We start from the raw sequence: 17,714 nt of genomic DNA on the forward strand, positions 1-17,714 counted from the left end.
GAGGCCTGCGCCATGGAGATCCTGCGGCAGAAGCTCGAACGACTCACCCAGAACCTCTGGTGGACCTGGCGACCCGAGGTGCGGTCCATCTTCCGGGACCTGGACCTGGACCTGTACCAGCGCGCCCACCGGAACCCCATCTCTGTGCTGCGCCAGATCGACACCCGGCAGATGGAAAACCGGGCCATGGAGGTGGACGTGCCGGCGCGGATCGACCGCGCCCTGCGCCAGCTGGATGAGTTCCTGCATCCCGTGACCACCTGGGGCCTCTTCCACGCGGGCCCGCTGAGCACGCGGCCGGTGGCCTACTTCTGCATGGAGTTCGGTATCCACGAGTGCATCCCCATCTACTCGGGCGGCCTCGGCATCCTGGCCGGGGACCACCTGAAAGGCGCCTCAGACCTGGGCGTCCCCCTGGTGGGGGTCGGCCTTCTGTACCACCAGGGCTACACCAGCCAAGTGCTGGATCCGTCGTTCTGGCAGCAGGACGTGCTGGAGCCCTTCGACCTGAAGGACCTGCCCCTGCGGCCCGCGCTCACCCACCGGGGCGAACCCGCCCGAGTGGGGGTGGAGATGCCGGGACGGACCGTTTGGGCCCAGGTGCTGGAAGCCTGCGTGGGCCGCGTCCGCCTCATCCTGCTGGACACCCGGGATCACCAGAACAGCGAGGCGGACCAGGCGCTCGCGGCCCGCCTTTATGGCGGCGACCAGCGCATGCGCATCCAGCAGGAGCTGATGCTCGGCGTGGGGGGCGCGCGGGCGCTGCGTGAGCTGGGTATCACCGCCAGCGTGTTCCACCTCAACGAGGGACACACCGCCTTCGCCATCCTGGAGCGGGCCCGGCACCGGGTGCAGGCCGATGGCCTGGAACCCTGGGCGGCGCTGAGGGAATCGGCCGCGGCCACGGTGTTCACCACCCACACTTCGGTGGATGCGGGCCACGACCGCTTCCCGGTGGAGCTGGCGGAAGAGCACCTGCGCCCCCTGGCGGATGGGCTGAAGCTCCCGGTCCAGGAGGTGGCGAACCTGGGCCGCATGAACCCCGGAGACCACGGGTCGCCCTTCATGCCCACGGTGCTGGCCCTCCGGCAGTCCAGCCGGGCCAACGGCGTGTCGGCCCTCCATGGCGTGGTGTCGCGGGCCATGTGGACGGGCCTCTGGCCCGGCCGGCCGGAGGCCCAGGTCCCCATCGGGCACATCACGAACGGCGTGCACGTCTCCACATGGCTGGCCACGGAGATGGAGCAGCTCTTCGAATCGCGCATCGGCATCAACTGGCTGGAGGGCATGGTCCACCACGACCTGTGGACGAAGATCGAATCCGTGGATTCGGCGGAGATCTGGGAGATCAAGCAGGTGCTGAAGGCCCGGACGTTGCGGTTCGTCCGGGAGCGGGTGGCCGCCACGCGCGCGCGCCTGGGCCTCCAGCCCATCGACCCTCCGCCGCTGGATCCCGATGCGCTCACCATCGGCTTCGCGCGCCGGTTCGTCCCCTACAAGCGCCCGGACCTGCTCTTCACGGACCTGGACCGCCTCGCCGCCCTGGTGAACCACCCCACCCGGCCGGTGAACCTCATCTTCGCGGGGCGCGCCCACCCTGCGGACCAGCGCGGGAAGAGCCTCATCCAGAAGGTCAACCACCTGCTGGAAGACCCGCGCTTCCGGAACCGGATCGTGTTCGTGGAGAACTACAACATCCATGTGGGCCGCAACCTCTACCAGGGCGTGGATGCCTGGCTCAACAATCCCGTGAGGCCACTGGAGGCGTGCGGCACAAGCGGCATGAAGGCCGCCATGAACGGCGGCCTGCACATCTCCGTGCTCGACGGGTGGTGGGCGGAGGCGTTCGACGGGAAGAACGGCTTCGCCATCGGAAGCGGGGAGTCCCATGCCGACGGGGAGATCCAGAACCGGCGGGACACCGAGGCGCTCTTCCGGGTGCTGGAGGAGGAGGTGGTCCCCTGCTACTACGACCGCGATGCTGCCGGCGTGCCCCGGGCCTGGGTGCGGCGGGTGAAGCGCTCCATCCGGACGCTGGCCTGGCGCTTCAACTCCGACCGCATGGTGATGGACTACGTGCGGAACTGCTACCTGCCCGCTGCGGTGGCCGCCTCCTGCCAGATGCCGCCGGTCTGAGGGATCAGCCGCTCCGGGCCCTCATCGCGTGGTAGAGATCGAGGTAGGCCCGGGCCGGACGGTCCCAGCCCCTTTCCTGGCTCATGGCCGCGCGCTGCATGGTCCGCCAGGCGGCGGGATCGCTCCGGTACCGGGCGCTGGCGCGGTCCAGGGCGCCAGCCAGTTCCGCGGCCGTGGCCTCCTTGAACACGAAGCCCGTCGCGGGGGGACCTCCGGGCCGCGTGTCGTCCGGATCCAGGACGGTGTCCGTCAGGCCTCCCGTGCGCCGCACCAGGGGCAGGGCGCCGTAGGCCTGGGCGTAGAGCTGGGTGAGGCCGCAGGGCTCCTCCCGGCTGGGGACGAGGATCACGTCGGCGCCGCCGTAACAGCGGTGGGAGAGGCCGGTGTCGTAGCCGATCCGCGCCGCGACGCGCCCAGGAAACCGGCGCGGCGCGGCGCGGAAAGCGGACTCCAGCGCCCCGTCCCCCTGGCCCAGGACCGCGAGCTGGGCGCCGAGGCGCGCCAGGCGGGGCAGGATGTCCAGTACGAGGTCGAGGCCCTTCTGGGGTGCGAAGCGGCTCACGATGGCGAAGAGGAGCGCATCCGGTTCCTCCCGAAGCCCCAGTTCCCGCTGGAGGGCCGCCTTGTTGAGCGCCCGGCGGTCCAGGCGATCCAGGTCGTAGGGGAAGGCCAGGTGGAGGTTCCCGGAAGGCGTCCACACGCCGGCGTCCACGCCGTTCAGGATGCCCACCAGGTCCCGCCTCCGCGAGGCGAGGAGGCCGTGGAGCCCACCCTTCGAAGGATCCTGGATCTCCCGGGCGTAGGTGGGGCTCACGGTGCTGATGCGGTCGGCGTGGACCAGTCCGGCCTTCAGGAAGCAGATCTGGTCGTAGTACTCCAGGTCGGCCGGCGTGAAATGTTCCGGGGGAAGCCGCAGGTCCGAAAGGAGGGTCTTGGGGAAGATCCCCTGGTAGGCCAGGTTGTGGATCGTGAGCAGGGCGGCAGGGCGGGGGCCGGGTTCAAAGGCCAGGTAGGCCGGGGCGAGGGCGACCGGCCAGTCATGGACGTGCAGGATGTGGGGGCACCAGCCGTCGTCGCCCTCCCTTCCGAGCAGGGCCGCGACCCAGGACAGCGCCGCGAACCGCCGGGGAGTATCCGCCCGTTCCTCGTAGGGCGGTCCGCTTCCGAAGAAGGCGGGCTGGTCCAGCAGGTAGACGGGGACGCCGGCGGGAGTGCGGCCGAGGAGCAGTCGCGCGCCGCCGCCCATGAGGTCCGGCAACTGGCGGATCGGCGAAAGAGGGGCGGCGGCCTGGAGGAGGGCCGGAAAGCCCGGGAGCAGCAGGCGCAGGTCGGCGCCCAGGTCCCTCAGGGCCAAGGGAAGGGCGGCCATCACGTCCGCCAGCCCGCCGACCGCCACGTGGGGATAGAGCTCCGTGCCCGCGAAGAGGATGCGCATGCCTCAGGTTCCGAGTCGCTCGACCATCGCCTGGGAGATGAGCGTGACGCCGTTGGGAGTCCGGTAGAACCGGTGGCCATCCGCCTCGGGGTCGAATCCGACGGTCAGGCCCGCGGGGATGCGGCAGCCTCGGTCCACGACCACCCGTCGGAGGTGCGCGCGATGACCAATCTCGGCCAGGGGCAGGATCACGGACTCATCAACGCGGCTGTTCGAGTGGAGGCGGACCTGGGTGGAAATAAGGGAGTTGCGGACGTGGGCGCCGGAGATGATGCAGCCGGTGGATACCAGGCTTCCGATGGCATATCCCTGCCGGGCGGTGCCGCTGAGGACGAACTTGGCCGGAGGAAGCTGTTCTTGTCGGGTGAAGATGGGCCAGGCGTCATCGTACAGGTTCAAGGCGGGGCGGACAGAGACCAGGTCCATGTTGGCCTCCCAGTAGGAATCCACCGTGCCCACGTCCCGCCAGTAGGGTTCCGGACTGGCCTCGTTGGGCACGCAGCTGCGCTCGAACCGGTGGGCGAACACCTTCGAGCGGCCCACGAGGTTTGGAATCAGGTCGTGGCCGAAGTCGTGGCCGGTCTCCTCCTTCGCGTCGCGCTCTAGCTCATCGAAGAGGAAGGGGGCCTTGAACAGGTAGATTCCCATGCTCGCCAGGCATTGAGAGGGATGGTGCGGGATGGGTGGCGGCTCCGCCGGCTTCTCGATGAACGAGCGGATCCGGTCATCCTCGTCCACCTGGGCGATGCCGAAGCCCTTGGCCGAGATGCGCGGCATCTCCAGGCAGGCGATGGTCATGTCGGCGTCGTGGTCCAGGTGGTCTGCCAGGAAATACTTGTAGTCCATCCGGTAGACATGGTCGCCCGCCAGGACGAGGACGTGCTGGGGGTCGTAGCGGCGGATGTTGTCCAGGTTCCGGCAGACGGCGTCCGCAGTGCCGTTGTACCAGGACTCCTTGGACATGTCCTGCTGGGCCGGCCAGGCATGGACGAACTCCTGGAGGGACCCGGGGAGGAAGCTCCAGGCGAAGTGGAGGTGCTCCAGCAGCCGGTGGGAGTTGTATTGCGTGAGGATGGCGATCTTCCGGAAACCCGAGTTCACACAATTCGAGAGGGCGAAGTCGATGATCTTGAACCGGCCGCCGAAGTCGAGGCCAGGCTTGGAGAGCCAGTCCGTAAGGTCATGGAGGCGCCTGCCCCTGCCACCGGCCAGGACCACGGTCAGGATGCGGCGGGGGCTGAGGTACGACTCCGTCAGGGGCATGGATCCTCCCCGAGGGTGAACCTGCATGAGCCATCACGTAACAAGCCCCATGGCGAGGGGGCTGGCGCCGGGAAAAGATCAGTCCGCCTGCAAACCCCGTCAAGGAGAGGGATGAGATTGGCGACCCACTCATCATCCGACCCACGGTAGGGCCGCTCCCGACCTACGGTAGGTGCTTTCTCTGGCGCACATGGCTGCTAGGCTCACCAAAACCCAGCTCTTCAGAGAGTCCATCATCCGGAGGTCCCATGCGATCCGCAGTCATCGTCGAAGCCAAGCGCACGCCCATCGGCCGGGGCGTCAAGGGCGCCTACGCCGCCACCCGCCCGGAACAGCTGGGCGCGGTGGTCATCGAGGCCATCAAGCCCCTGTTGAAGGACTGGTCCGGCCTGGAGGACGTGCTGGTCGGCTGTGCCATGCCCGAAGGCGAGCAGGGCATGAACATGGCCCGCCTCGTCAGCTTCCGCGCGGGGCTGCCCATCACCGCCGGCGCGGCCACCATCAACCGCTTCTGCGGCAGCAGCCAGGAGACCATGCTCATGGCCGCCCGGGCCATCATGACCAACCAGGGCGACCTCTTCCTCGCCGGCGGGGTGGAGAGCATGTCCAAGGTGCCCATGATGGGCTTCAACCCCAGCGTGGATCCCTATCTCACCGAGCACTATCCCGAGGCCTACTGCTCCATGGGCATCACCGCCGAGAACCTGGCCAAGGAGTACAAGATCTCCCGGAAGGACCAGGACGAGTTCGCCTACCAGAGCCACCAGAAGGCCGCCGCCGCCTGGAAGGCCGGAAAGTTCGAGCGGGAGGTCGTCCGCTTCGAGACCAAGGGCCTGGACGGCAAGCCCGTCACCCTGCAGCAGGACGAGTGCGTGCGCGCCGACACCAGCCTGGAGAAGCTGGGCGAGCTGAAGGCCGCCTTCCTGGCCGATGGCAACGTCACCGCCGGCAACAGCTCCCCCGTGACGGACGGCGCGGCCTTCCTGCTGGTCATGGAGGAGGGCCTGGCCAAGTCCCTGGGCCTGAAGGCCCGCGCGCGAATCATCGGCGGCGCCGTGGCCGGCGTCGAGCCGGACCGCATGGGCATCGGCCCCGTCCCGGCCGTGAAGAAGGTGCTGGACCGCTTCGGCCTGAAGCTCGACCAGATCGACGCCATGGAGCTGAATGAGGCCTTCGCCGCCCAGAGCCTGGCGGTGATCCGCGAGGGCGGTTACGACATGGCCAAGGTGAACGCCTGGGGCGGCGCCATCGCCGTGGGCCACCCCCTCGGCGCCAGCGGCGCGCGCATCATCACGACCCTGCTGAACCGCCTCGAGACCGATGGCGGCAAGTACGGCATCGCCACCATGTGCATCGGCGGCGGGCAGGGCATCGCGTCCATCATCGAGAAGCTCTGATCCAACCACGCGAATCGACACCAGGAGGTTGGACATGAACATCAAGAAGATCGGAGTCCTCGGGTCCGGCGTGATGGGCTCGGGCATCGCGGCCCACGTCGCATCCGCGGGCTGCCAGGTGGAGCTGCTGGACATCGTCATCGACGACGCGGCTCCCGACAAGCTGGCGGAAGGCGCCTTGGCGGGCCTGGCGAAGTCCAAGCCGGCCCTCGCCATGCACGCCTCGTTCCTCAAGAAGATCCGGCCGGGCAACCTGCGGGATCACCTGGACCGCCTAGCTGATTGCGACTGGGTGGTGGAGGTGGTGAAGGAGGACCTGGCCATCAAGCGGGAGCTGTACGGCCGCCTGGAGGCCCACCTCAAGCCCGGCGCGTGGGTCAGCTCGAACACCTCGGGCATCCCCTTGAAGCTCCTCGTGGAGGGCCGCGGCGACGCCTTCCGGAAGCACTTCGTCATCACGCACTTCTTCAACCCCGTGCGGTACCTGCGCCTGCTGGAGTTCGTGAAGGGCCCCGAGGTGGACGAGACGGAGGCCCTGGCCTTCCGCACGTGGCTGGAGGAGGCCCTCGGCAAGGAAGTGGTGCCGGCCTACGACAGCCCCACCTTCATCGGCAACCGCATCGGCATCCACAGCATCATGGCCACCCTGCAGCTGGCCCTGAAGGAGAAGATCCCCTTCGAGGTGCTGGACTCGGTGCTGGGGGACGCCGCCGCCCGGGCCAAGAGCGCCGCCTTCCGCACCGCGGATCTCGCGGGCGTGGACATCCTCGCGGCCACGGCCAAGAACGTCTATGACCTCTGCCCCAACGACGAAGTGCGCGACGTCTTCAAGTTCCCCGAGTTCCTCCAGTGGATGCTGGACAACAAGCTCCTGGGCAACAAGACGAAGCAGGGCTTCTTCAAGAAGGGCCCCAAGGACGCCAAGGGCAAGAAGACCTTCCTGGCCCTCGATCCCGGCACCCGCGAGTACGTGCCGCAGGTGAAGAAGGATTGGCCCCTCCTCAAGGAGCTGAAGGGCATCGACGACCCCGCCGAGAAGGTGAAGACGCTGCTCACCAGCGACACTGAGGCGGGCCGCCTGGCCTGGCGGTGCATCGCGCCCAACCTGACCTACGCCGTGAACCGCCTGGGCGAGGTGACGGACGGCCCGCTGAACGTGGACCGCGCCATCAAGAACGGCTTCGCCTTCGAGCTCGGGCCCTTCGAGACCTGGGACACCCTGGGCGTCGAGCGGGTCGTGGCCCGCATGACGTTCGAGGAGCTGCCTGTGCCGCCCCTCGTGGAGCAGATGCTGGCCAAGGGCCTCACCAGCTTCTACCGCTGGGAGCACGGCGTCCCCGTCGCCCAGCTGAATCCCAAGACCCTGGCCTACGACGCGATCCTCGAGGACAAGCGCGTGATCATCCTCAAGCGCGAGGAGGGCCGCGGCAAGGTCATCGCCGAGAACGGGAGCTGCCAGCTCTACGACCTGGGCGACGATGTGGCCTGCCTGAGCTTCCACAGCAAGATGAACGCCCTCGACGACGGCATCATCATGCTGATGGAGGACACGGTCCAGAAGCACATCCCCGGCCACTTCAAGGGCCTGGTGGTGGGCAACCAGGGCCAGCACTTCAGCGCCGGGGCCAACCTGGTGATGGTGCTGAACGCCGCCAAGGACAAGCAGTTCGACCAGATCGAGGAGGTGGCCCGGCGCCTGCAGTACGCCGGCCGCATGCTCACCTACGCGCCGTTCCCGACGGTGGCGGCGCCCTTCAACCTGGCTCTGGGCGGCGGCTGCGAGATGACCATGGCCTGCCAGCGGGCCGTGGGCCACGCCGAGCTCTACATGGGCCTGGTGGAAGTGGGCGTGGGCGTGATCCCGGCGGGCGGCGGCTGCCTCCAGATGCTGCTCCGCATGGAGGACGCCCTGGCCGCCAAGGGACAGCTCGGCCCCATGCCCAAGGTGAAGGCCGCCTTCCAGGCCATCGGCACCGCGAACGTGAACACCAGCTTCGACGAGGCCCAGCGCAACGGCTACCTGCGCCGCACGGACCGCCGCGTCATGAACAAGGCGTTCCTGCTGAACGAGGCCAAGCAGGAGGTCGTGAAGATGGCCGCGGACTTCCAGCCCGTGAAGGAGCGCACCCTGCGCCTGCCGGGCCTGGGCGGCAGCGAGGCCCTCAAGCTGGCGGTCAAGGACTTCCAGCTGCAGGGTCTGGCCAGCGAGCACGACGCCGTCATCATGGGCGAGCTGGCCAATATCCTCTGCGGCGGGGACGTGAGCCTCGTCCAGGAGGTCTCTGAGGAACGGATCCTCGAGCTGGAACGGCAGGCCTTCGCCCGCCTCTGCAGCTACGAGAAGACCCAGGCCCGAATGGACGCCATCCTCAAGACCGGCAAGCCCCTGCGGAACTGAAGAACCGCCAACCGCAGAGAACGCTGAGAGCGCAGAGGAAAGAAAACGGGATTGTCGTTTTTCTCTGCGTTCTCCGCGTTCTCTGCGGTGAATTAATCCTTCGGGCTTGCTCCAGACCCCCGGAGTTGTGACCTAAGCCGCCTTTTCCGAGGCGGTTGTTTTTTGTGTTGCCAGCGGTACGGCAGATCGGAACACTTGGGGCGGTCGACATCCAACACCCACAATCAGGAGGCACTGTGAGCGGAAATTCTCAGTCAACTCCACGCGTAGCGGCCATCGTGGGCCCCTACCTCTCCGGAAAGACCTCCTTGATGGAGAGCCTTCTCTTCGTGGCGGGCGCCCTGCCGCGCAAGGGCTCCGTCAAGGAGGGGACCACTGTCGGCGATGCCTCCCTGGAAGCCAAGGCCCGCCAGATGAGCGTCGAGGCCAGCCTGGCCTTCTGCGAGTACCAGGGCGAGGCTTGGACCCTCATCGACTGCCCAGGCTCGGTCGAGTTCCGCCAGGAGGCGGTGCATGCCCTCATGGCGGCGGACATCGCCGTCGTGGTGTGCGACCCCGATCCGGCGCGCGCCCTCATGGCCGCCCCGGCCCTGAAGTTCCTCGACGACCACAAGATCCCCCACGTGATGTTCATCAACAAGCTGGAGGCGGCGGGCAGCGCCGGGAAGCTGAAGGACGTGCTCAACGCCCTCCAGCAGATTTCCGAGCGCCCGCTGGTGTTGGTGGAGATCCCCATCAAGGAGGGCGATCAGGTCACCGGCTATGTGGACCTCATCAGCGAGCATGCCTACAAGTACGAGGCTGGCAAGGACGCCGACCTCAAGCAGATGCCCGAATCCGTGCTGCCCGAGGAGCACGAGGCCCGCCAGCTCATGCTGGAGAAGCTCGCCGACTTCGACGACCACCTCATGGAAGAGCTGCTGGGCGATGTGGTGCCCTCCCTCGAGGAAGTCTCCGAGGACCTGGCAAAAGACGTCCGTGACGACCTGCTGGTGCCGGTCTACTTCGGGTCCGCCGACAAGGACGCGGGTGTGCGCCGCCTCTTCCAGGCCCTGTGCGACGAGGCTCCCCGGGTGGACGCCACGGCGGCCCGCCTGGGCATCCCCGAAGGCAAGGACACCCTGGTGCAGGTGTTCAAGAGCGTCCATGCCCAGCATGTGGGCAAGTTGAGCATCTCCCGCGTGTGGCGGGGCGAGGTGGCCGACGGCGCCATCCTGGCGGGCAACCGTGTGAGCGGCATCAACAGGCTCTTCGGGTCCCAGCAGCTCAAGCAGACGAAGGCTTCCGCCGGTGAGGTGGTGGCGCTGGGCCGTATGGACGAGGTGCGCACGCGGGAGGCCCTGACGCCCGCCGCGAAGGTGGCCCTGGATTGGCCGGAGCCCCTCCAGCCCATGCTGGCCCTCAGCCTGCACACCACCAAGAGCGGCGATGATGTGAAGCTGTCGCTGGCCCTTCAGAAGCTCTGCGAGGAGGACGCCTCCCTCCAGGTGGAGCAGAACGCCGAGACCCAGGAGCGCATCCTCTGGGGCCAGGGCGAGGTGCACCTCAAGTGCGCCCTGGACCGCCTCAAGAGCCGCTTCGGCCTGGACGTGCAGGCCAACCCACCCATGGTCCCCTACCGCGAGACCTTCACGAAGGCCGCCAAGGTCCATGGCCGCCACAAGCACCAGACCGGCGGCCACGGCCAGTTCGGCGACGTGTGGTTCGAGGTCAAGCCCCTGCCGCGCGGCACGGGCTTCCAGTTCGAGGAGCGCATCGTCGGCGGTGTGGTGCCCAAGAACTTCTTCGGCGCCATCGAGCACGGGGTCGTGGACTGGATGAAGCGCGGTCCCCTGGGCTTCCCCGTCGTGGACATCCACGTGGCCCTGGTGGACGGCAGCTACCACACCGTGGACAGCTCCGACATGGCCTTCAAGACCGCCGCCCGCATCGGCATGACCGAGGCCGCTCCCGTATGCCATCCCGTGCTGCTCGAGCCCATCTCCGAGGTGCACATCAGCGTCCCCAGCGAATACACGCCCAAGGCCCAGCGCCTGGTGACCGGAAGGCGTGGAGGCCAAGTCCTCGGTTTCGACGCCAAGCCCGGCTGGAACGGCTGGGATGTGGTCTCCGCCTACATCCCCCAGGCCGAGATGAGCGACGTCATCGTGGAGCTCCGCAGCCTCACCATGGGCGTCGGCTCCTTCACCTGGTCCTTCCACCACCTGCAGGAGCTGGTGGGCCGGGACGCCGACAAGGTGGTGGAGGCCCGGAAGCAGGCCAAGGCCGCCGCCCAGTAGGGTCCGGCAGGGGAGGTTTCGGCCCGCCGGGTTCCAGGGCCCGGTGGGCCCCGGGCCGTCAGGGGGGCGTGTCGCCCCGGCGCGCTCTGGGCGGGTCCTCGGCCCCGGTCTCGCCAGAACGAGGGCGGGCGTCTTCCCTACCCCCCCCCGGGGGCGAAGGGACTACCATGGCGACATGAATCCCCTGATCCTCGGCGTGCTCCTCGTGTTCCTGTCCGCCCCCGCCCTCCGGGCGGAGGATCCCCTCGTGATCGGCCGGACGGCCCAGATCCACTCGGACCTCCTCCGGGAGGATCGCGGCCTGCGGATCGCCCTGCCGCAGAGCTACGGGTGGGCGGTGGACCGGAAGTATCCCCTGCTCGTCCTGCTCGACGCGGAGACCGACTTCGTCCACACCGCCGCCGCGGTCGACTACCTCGCGACCCACGGCGAGATGCCGGAGATGATCGTCGTGGGTGTGGACAGCACCGTCCGGATCCGCGACTTCACGCAAACCGACTGGGCCGAGGCCTGGGTGGGCGGGGGAGGGGCCGCGACCTTCAAGGCCTTCCTCGCCAAGGAGCTGCTGCCGCAGCTCGACCGGAGCTACCGAACGAACGGGTACCGGGTGATCTCCGGGCATTCCGCCGCGGGGCAGTTCGTGCTCTACTGCCTGACCTCCGAGCCCTCCCTGTTCCAGGCGTACCTCGCGCTGAGCCCCAGCCTCGAGTGGGACCACAACCTCCCCCGCCGCTCCCTCGAGAAGGCACTGGCCTCCACCCCGAGCCTGAAGGCCTTCCTCTATGTCGCCCACTCGGACGATTTCGGCCGCGCCCTGGCGGAGGACCAGCGCCTGGTCCGGGCCCTGGAGACCACGGCGCCACGAGGGTTTCGCTGGGCGAGCGCGTCGTTCTCGGAGGAGTCGCACACCGGCATGACCCTCCTCGCCGAGATCGATGGACTGCGGCACCTCTTCTCCGGCTATCGCTTCTCCGATGACCTCACCGACCTGGGGATCGCCTTCGCGCAGGCGCATTTCGACGAGGTGTCGAAGGTCGTGGGCTACCCCATCGGCGTTCCAGAGCCCGTGGTGAACGACCTCGCCTATGGGGCGCTATCCGCCGGGCGAACGGAGGAGGCCCTCGCCCTCTTCCGTCGCAATGTGGAGGCGAACCCGAATTCGGCCAACGCCTACGACGGCCTGGCGGATGGCTTGGCGAAGGCCGGCCAGTGGCAGGAGGCTGCGCAGGCCGCGGACCACGCGGTGGCCCTCGCCACCCGGCTCTCCCAGCCCGGCCTCCCGCAGTTCGTGGCGCATGCGAAGAAGCTGCACGCGCGCCTGGACGGGCCGCCGGCCGCCGGGTCGGCCCCGCACCCTTAGCCCCGACCGTTCCCGGACCCGGCCCGGGGCTCGGGAGCCGGCGGGACTCCGGGAGATCCTGGAGGGCGATTCCCGCCACCAAGTGAGACAATGTCTATCCGGATTCCCGCCAGGGTTCTGGAGGAGGAGTCCCCTTGGCCCAGAAAGGCGTGCAGATCATCGCGGTGGAACCCGGCAGCCTGGCCGAGGAAGCAGGGATCCGCCCGGGCGACACCCTTCTGGCCATCAACGGGGAGGCCGTGCTGGACCAGCTGAACTACCAGTTCCTGGTGACCCAGCGGGACGAGACGGACCTGCTCGTCCAGCGGCCGGACGGCAGCTCTTTCGAGGCCTCCGTGGAGAACGGCGGGGAAGGGCTTGGCGTGGACCTCGCCCAGGATGAGGTGAAGGTCTGCAAGCAGAACTGCGTGTTCTGCTTCGTGCACCAGATGCCCAAGGGGTTCCGGAAGTCGCTCTACCTCAAGGACGAGGATGTGCGCCTGTCCTTCCTCTACGGCCACTTCACGACCCTCTCCAGCAGCGACGAGGCTGAGCTGGACCGCATCATCCGCGAGCGCCTGAGCCCCATCCACGTCTCGGTCCACGCCACGGATCCCGAGGCCCGGGTGAAGGTGGTGGGGAATCCTCGCGAGGGCCACATCCTGAAGAAGATCGACCGGCTGCTGGCGGGTGGCATCGACGTCCATACCCAGGCCGTGGTGGCGCCCGGGCTCAACGACGGGGCCATCTGGCAGCAGACCGTGGATGACCTCTGGGCGCGCCGGAAAGAGGGCAGGGGCAGCGTCCTGAGCCTGTCCTGCGTCCCCGTGGGGCTCACGGCCCACCGGGAGAACCTGCCTGTGGTGCAGGATGTGGAGGCCGAGTTCGCACGGGAGTGGGTGGCCCGGTGGATGCCCGAGGTGCGGAAGTACACCAATGCCAATGACGGCGAGCCCTGGCTGCTGCTGGCGGACGAGTGGTTCACCCGGGCCGGGATCGAGGCGCCCGGGCGCGCGTTCTACTCCCGCTCCTGGGCCCAGATGGAGAACGGCGTGGGCCTGGTGCGCCGCTTCCTGGAGCACAGCCGGCGCTTCATCAAGAGCCCCCGGGCGAAGGGTTTCGCGGGGCGCCGGGTGCTGCTGCTGACGGGCTCCAGTTTCGCGCCGACCCTCGCCCGCGTGGCCGCGGAGCTGAACCGTGCGGTGGGCAGCCAGCTGCGGGTGGTGCCGGCCCGGAACTTCAGCTTCGGCGACAGCGTCACCGTGGCGGGCCTGCTCTGCGGCGAGGACCTGAAGTACGCCGCCCACGCAGACCGCGAGCAGAAGGGCGGCCGGACCGACTGGGTGGACGCGGTGGTGGTGCCATCCGCCAGCCTCCGCACCCACACGGGCCCCACGGACCAGTACACCCTGCGGGGGCAGGTGGTGAGGGAGGAAGGCACCTTCCTGGACGACCTCACCTTGCCCGAGCTGGCCCTGGACCTGGGCGTGCCCGCGGTGCCCAGCGGGGCGAACCTGTCCCACCTGCTGGATCATCTGGAGGCCGCGGACCGTGGCGCCTTCCGGGGCGGGGCCCTGAGCTCGGCCTTCCACACCGCGGGCCTGAACCTGCCGCAGGGCGCCTACAACCCCTGATGGACCTCTCCTCTTCAATGAATAAGGATTGAATGTAAGCGGAGGATCGCGGAGGAGCGGAGGATAGCTGAGACAGGGAAATGCTGTTCTCCGCTTTCCTCAGCGATTCCGCTTTCTCCGCTTTTTGGATCCTTTATGGTCCAGCCCTGGTTGATTCGAGAATGACCGCTTCCATTCCCGCCCAGTCCCGCCGCCGCATGGTGGCCCGCGCCGAGCTGGCGGGCTCGGCGCTCTGCTTCGGGCTCATGGCCATCCTGGCGCGGAAGCTCACGATGCCGGGCATGGGCTTCTCGGCGGGTCATCTGGCTGTCCTGCGCTTCGTGGTGGGCGCCCTCGCGAGCCTTGTGGCCTTCGCCTTGATCCCGGGACTCTATCGGCCGAGCAACTATAGGCTGTTGGTGACCCGCGGCATCTCGGGCGGCGCGGTGGTGGTGCTTTATTTCTACGCCCTGGCCCACATCCCGGCGGGCGAGGCGGGCATTCTCTACAATGTCTTCCCGGTGATCGCGGTGGCGATGTCTCTGGCGATCTTCAAGGAGCGTCCCACCATCCACCTCTGGCTGGCGATCCTGGCGGCCTCCCTGGGCGTGGTCCTGGTGCTCGGCCAGGGGCATTTGGGTCTGGGTCTGGGATTGGGCAGGGGGGAGCTGGCGGCGCTGGCGGCGGCGGTCTTCGCGGCCACCAGCGCCAACGCGATCCGCGCGGCGCGCCACACGGAGAACGCCGCGACCATCTTCTTCTACTTCTGCCTGGCGGGCCTGCCCGTGGTGCTGCCCTTCGCCCTCTCGCCCTGGCCCGGCCTCCTCCACGGGGGGCTGGCCGCCTGGGGGTTGGCCGTCCTCATGAGCCTGCTGGCGCTGAGCGGGCAGATGCTGATGTCCGAGGCCTATGGGGTGCTGTCGGTATCCGAGGCCGCAGTGTGGCTCCAGCTGCTGCCCATCGTCCAGTACCTCCTGGCCATGCCCATGCTGGGCGAGCGCGCCACGGCCGCCGGCTTGGCGGGCGTCCTGATCACCGTGGCTGGCGTCGCCTACGGCACCGTGCTGGGGCACCGGGCACGGGCATGAGAAAGGGCCCCGGGGGGGGCCCTTTCCATGGGATCGGGGGCACCTAGGTGACGGGTGCGGCCACGATGCGCTTCTTGAGGGAGACGGCCACTTTCACGTCGCCGCCATCCTGGCCCTGGAACTTGTCGAGGTTCTCGAGGGACTTCTTCTTCGCGGTTTCCGAGGCGACGCGGATGGCGTCGAGCACGTCCACCATGGCCTGGAACTTCACATCCTCGTCCACCTTCAGGAAGACCTTCCGGTAGTTGAGGGGCTGCAACATCACGGCATCAGGCAGCTTGTCCTTGAGGCCCTGGGCGTCGATCTTGTCCTGCTGGAGGGTCATCGTGCCGTCCTGATCCACCTGGATCAGGATGTTGTTCGGATCGGGCTTGGGAGGGGTGGCGGTCTGGACGACCTGGGGCACCACCACCTTCATGGCCTTGCTGAGACCGGGCACCATCACGATGAAGACGATGAGGAGCACCAGCACGATGTCGATCAGCGGGGTGACGTTGATATCGGTTTTGGCTTTACCCTTGGCGCCGCCGGTATCCATCAGTTACCCCCTTCCTTCTTGGTGTCCTTGTCCTCGCTGGTCACGATGGACGCCTCGTCGGCGCCACCCTTCCGGCAGGACTGGAACAGCTCGTTGATGTACTTGAAGGGCAGGTCGGCGTCAGCCTTCACGAACACGCGCTTGTCGTTCAGCATCGAGACGTTCTTGTTGATGAAGTCTTCGAGCTGCTGGCGCTGGCCTTCGTTGTCGATGAAGAAGCGCATATCCTTCGCGTCCTTGTCATCGATGAGGATGGGGCCGGGGCCGGTCACGTCGCCGGTCTTCTGGTCGCGCTTGGAGGTCAGCATGAGGGTCAGGTACTTCTGGCCCGCGTCCTGCTGCTGATCCACCTTCGGGGCATGCTTCGAGAGCGGCAGCTTCACAGCGTTGTTCACGGCGGGGGTGATCACGATGAAGATGATCAACAGCACCAGCACGATGTCCACAAGCGGCGTGACGTTGATGTCGGACTTCATCCCACCCTTGGAACCACCTGTATCCATGGTGTGTTCTCCTTAGAAATAGCCCGGGAGCTCGCGCCCCCGGGCTGGGTGGCGGTTCCTTAGCTCTGGCTCTCGCGGCGGATGAACTCGTCGATCATCTGGGAAGCCGCGTTGTTGATGTTGGTGACGACGACATCCTGCTTGTTGGTCAGCAGGTTGTAGATCCACACGGCCGGGATGGCGACGAACAGGCCGAGGGCGGTGGTGGCCAGAGCCTCACCGATGGAGCCGGCCAGGGCGTTGATGTCGCCGGCGCCCTTGGTCTTCAGGTCGGAGAAGACCTTGATGATGCCGATCACGGTGCCGAGCAGACCGATGAAGGGGGCGAGAGCGCCGATGGTGCCCAGGCCGCTCATGCCCTTCTTGAGGAGCTCGACCACTTCGGCGGTGCCGCGCTGGATGGCGCGCTCCACGGGCTGGATGGCATCGTGGTTGGGATTCATGGTCTTGAGCTGCTTCTCGTACTGGAAGATGTCCAGGCCGTGCTTCAGCACCAGGGCGATGTGGCTCTTGTTGTGGGTGGTGGCGGCGCGCTTGGCGGCTTCGAAGTCGCCGCGGCGGAGCGTGTCCATGAAGAGCTTCAGGAACTTGTCAGAGGCCTGCTTGCTCTGCGCGTAGGTCACGAAGCGCTCGATGGCCACGTAGATCTGGTAGGCCATCAGGATGAAGAGGACGGAGATGATGAACTTGTTGGCGATGGAGGCCGAACGCCAGATCTCGGCGGCGGAGAAGCTGTCGTGGCCGCCTTCGGCAAGACCGAGCATCAGGGGGGTGGTGAACAGGTTCATGAGGTTTCCTTATGGAATGGAGAGAGGATTGGACGTGGGAAGGGGTGCAGGCTACCGGAGCCGGAACGGCATGGTGAGCTTGAATCGCGCGTACTGGGGTGCGCCGTTCAGGAGGGCGGGCTCGAACTTCCACTGCATGGCGTAGGCTTCTGCCGTGGGCCGCAGCTGGGGAGGTCCTTCCTTCGCGACGGCCGAGGTGGGCACACCATCGGGGCCGACCACGATCTCCACGACCACCGTGCCCTGGATCTTGGCGATCTTGGCGAGAGGAGGATAAGGAGGGGCGGGGGGCTGGTACTTCACCTTGATCTGGCTGAAGTCGAAGTCCACCACCTTGCCGGTGCCTCCGACGACGCCGCCGACCACACCGCCGACCACACCGCCGATGACGCCGCCGGGAACACCGCCAGGGACGCCGCCGGGGACGCCGCCAAGGGAGTGGTCCTGCTTCGGAAGCTCCTTGGGCGCCTGCTCAGGCACCACTTCCTGACGCGGATCGATGGGAGTCGTGTCCACCTTGCTGGCAGTCACGGCCATCGGCGGCGGCGGCGGCGGCGGCGGAGGCGGAGGAGGCGGCGGAGGCGGAGGCGGGGCAGCTTCCACCTGCTCGGCCAGGTCGATGCCCACCGTCTTGATCACCTTCTTCCCGGCCTCGGTGTGCTTCGCCAGCTGGAACCCGATGAACGCGAAGAGCGCGTACATGGCGACCGTCGTGGGAATGGTGACCTTGGGGTTTCCCCGCTTGATCGCCTCATTCCCGGCGACGAGGGAGGACTTGTATACAGCGTCCTCCAGGGTCTCCACGGGAGCCACCGGCTTGGCGGGGGGTGATTTTTTGGGATCTTTGCTCATGCGACTCCCTTGAAAAATCCAGGGGAAAAAACAGCGCGCCGGACCCATGGGAACTTCGGTCCGGCAACGAAGGGTGAGGATAAAG

At 67.5% G+C, this 17,714-nt stretch carries 13 protein-coding genes; 7 read left to right on the forward strand and 6 right to left on the reverse strand.

The genetic code is table 11. The features are described 5' to 3' along the window. Window positions 1–12: 12 nt before the first annotated feature. Window positions 13–2,136 (forward strand): alpha-glucan family phosphorylase, encoded by a 2,124-nt coding sequence (gene glgP / locus MLJ35_RS03050; protein ID WP_243382878.1) that lies wholly within the window; start codon window positions 13–15, stop codon window positions 2,134–2,136. A gap of 4 nt (window positions 2,137–2,140) precedes the next feature. On the opposite strand, the gene glgA is transcribed toward glgP, so the two are convergent. Next, on the reverse strand, window positions 2,141–3,571 hold the full coding sequence (gene glgA / locus MLJ35_RS03055; protein WP_243382879.1) for a glycogen synthase GlgA: 1,431 nt from the start codon (window positions 3,569–3,571) through the stop codon (window positions 2,141–2,143). A gap of 3 nt (window positions 3,572–3,574) precedes the next feature. Beyond that, the gene (gene glgC, locus MLJ35_RS03060; protein WP_243382881.1) at window positions 3,575–4,834 is read right to left on the reverse strand and encodes a glucose-1-phosphate adenylyltransferase; all 1,260 of its coding nucleotides are present in this window, start codon (window positions 4,832–4,834) and stop codon (window positions 3,575–3,577) included. Between the two features lie 248 nt (window positions 4,835–5,082). On the opposite strand from glgC, the gene MLJ35_RS03065 reads away from it, so the two are divergent. The 6 genes from MLJ35_RS03065 (at window position 5,083) to MLJ35_RS03090 (ending at window position 14,948) form a co-directional block, all read left to right on the forward strand. Continuing rightward, entirely contained in the window at window positions 5,083–6,231 is a 1,149-nt protein-coding gene (locus tag MLJ35_RS03065) for a thiolase family protein (RefSeq protein ID WP_243382883.1), read from the forward strand. Window positions 6,232–6,265: 34 nt separating this feature from the next. Next, the gene (locus MLJ35_RS03070; RefSeq protein WP_243382885.1) at window positions 6,266–8,629 is read left to right on the forward strand and encodes a 3-hydroxyacyl-CoA dehydrogenase/enoyl-CoA hydratase family protein; all 2,364 of its coding nucleotides are present in this window, start codon (window positions 6,266–6,268) and stop codon (window positions 8,627–8,629) included. Window positions 8,630–8,865: 236 nt separating this feature from the next. Next, window positions 8,866–10,908, forward strand: coding sequence for an elongation factor G (locus MLJ35_RS03075; RefSeq protein ID WP_338028436.1), 2,043 nt, complete (start codon window positions 8,866–8,868; stop codon window positions 10,906–10,908). A 175-nt stretch (window positions 10,909–11,083) separates the two neighbouring features. Further along, window positions 11,084–12,268 carry an alpha/beta hydrolase-fold protein gene (locus MLJ35_RS03080; RefSeq protein WP_243382888.1) on the forward strand — a complete coding sequence of 395 codons (1,185 nt, stop codon included), beginning with the start codon at window positions 11,084–11,086 and terminating at the stop codon, window positions 12,266–12,268. Window positions 12,269–12,402: 134 nt separating this feature from the next. Further along, the gene (locus tag MLJ35_RS03085; RefSeq protein ID WP_243382890.1) at window positions 12,403–13,881 is read left to right on the forward strand and encodes a DUF512 domain-containing protein; all 1,479 of its coding nucleotides are present in this window, start codon (window positions 12,403–12,405) and stop codon (window positions 13,879–13,881) included. Between the two features lie 161 nt (window positions 13,882–14,042). Next, window positions 14,043–14,948, forward strand: coding sequence for a DMT family transporter (locus MLJ35_RS03090; protein ID WP_243382892.1), 906 nt, complete (start codon window positions 14,043–14,045; stop codon window positions 14,946–14,948). A gap of 43 nt (window positions 14,949–14,991) precedes the next feature. Here MLJ35_RS03090 and MLJ35_RS03095 read toward each other — a convergent pair whose 3' ends face one another. Genes MLJ35_RS03095 through MLJ35_RS03110 form a run of 4 tightly spaced genes read right to left on the reverse strand, consistent with a single transcriptional unit; the run spans window position 14,992 to window position 17,629 of the window. Continuing rightward, a complete protein-coding gene (locus tag MLJ35_RS03095; RefSeq protein WP_243320500.1) occupies window positions 14,992–15,486 on the reverse strand; it encodes an ExbD/TolR family protein in 495 nt (164 codons plus the stop codon). Beyond that, window positions 15,486–15,989 carry an ExbD/TolR family protein gene (locus tag MLJ35_RS03100; protein ID WP_243320501.1) on the reverse strand — a complete coding sequence of 168 codons (504 nt, stop codon included), beginning with the start codon at window positions 15,987–15,989 and terminating at the stop codon, window positions 15,486–15,488. The genes MLJ35_RS03095 and MLJ35_RS03100 overlap by 1 nt, the downstream gene beginning before the upstream one ends. A gap of 59 nt (window positions 15,990–16,048) precedes the next feature. Next, the gene (locus tag MLJ35_RS03105) at window positions 16,049–16,777 is read right to left on the reverse strand and encodes a MotA/TolQ/ExbB proton channel family protein (RefSeq protein WP_243294054.1); all 729 of its coding nucleotides are present in this window, start codon (window positions 16,775–16,777) and stop codon (window positions 16,049–16,051) included. 51 nt (window positions 16,778–16,828) lie between these two features. Further along, window positions 16,829–17,629 carry an energy transducer TonB gene (locus MLJ35_RS03110; RefSeq protein ID WP_243382893.1) on the reverse strand — a complete coding sequence of 267 codons (801 nt, stop codon included), beginning with the start codon at window positions 17,627–17,629 and terminating at the stop codon, window positions 16,829–16,831. Window positions 17,630–17,714 lie beyond the last annotated feature (85 nt).

This window comes from Geothrix alkalitolerans, assembly GCF_022808885.1.
Classification (GTDB): domain Bacteria; phylum Acidobacteriota; class Holophagae; order Holophagales; family Holophagaceae; genus Geothrix; species Geothrix alkalitolerans.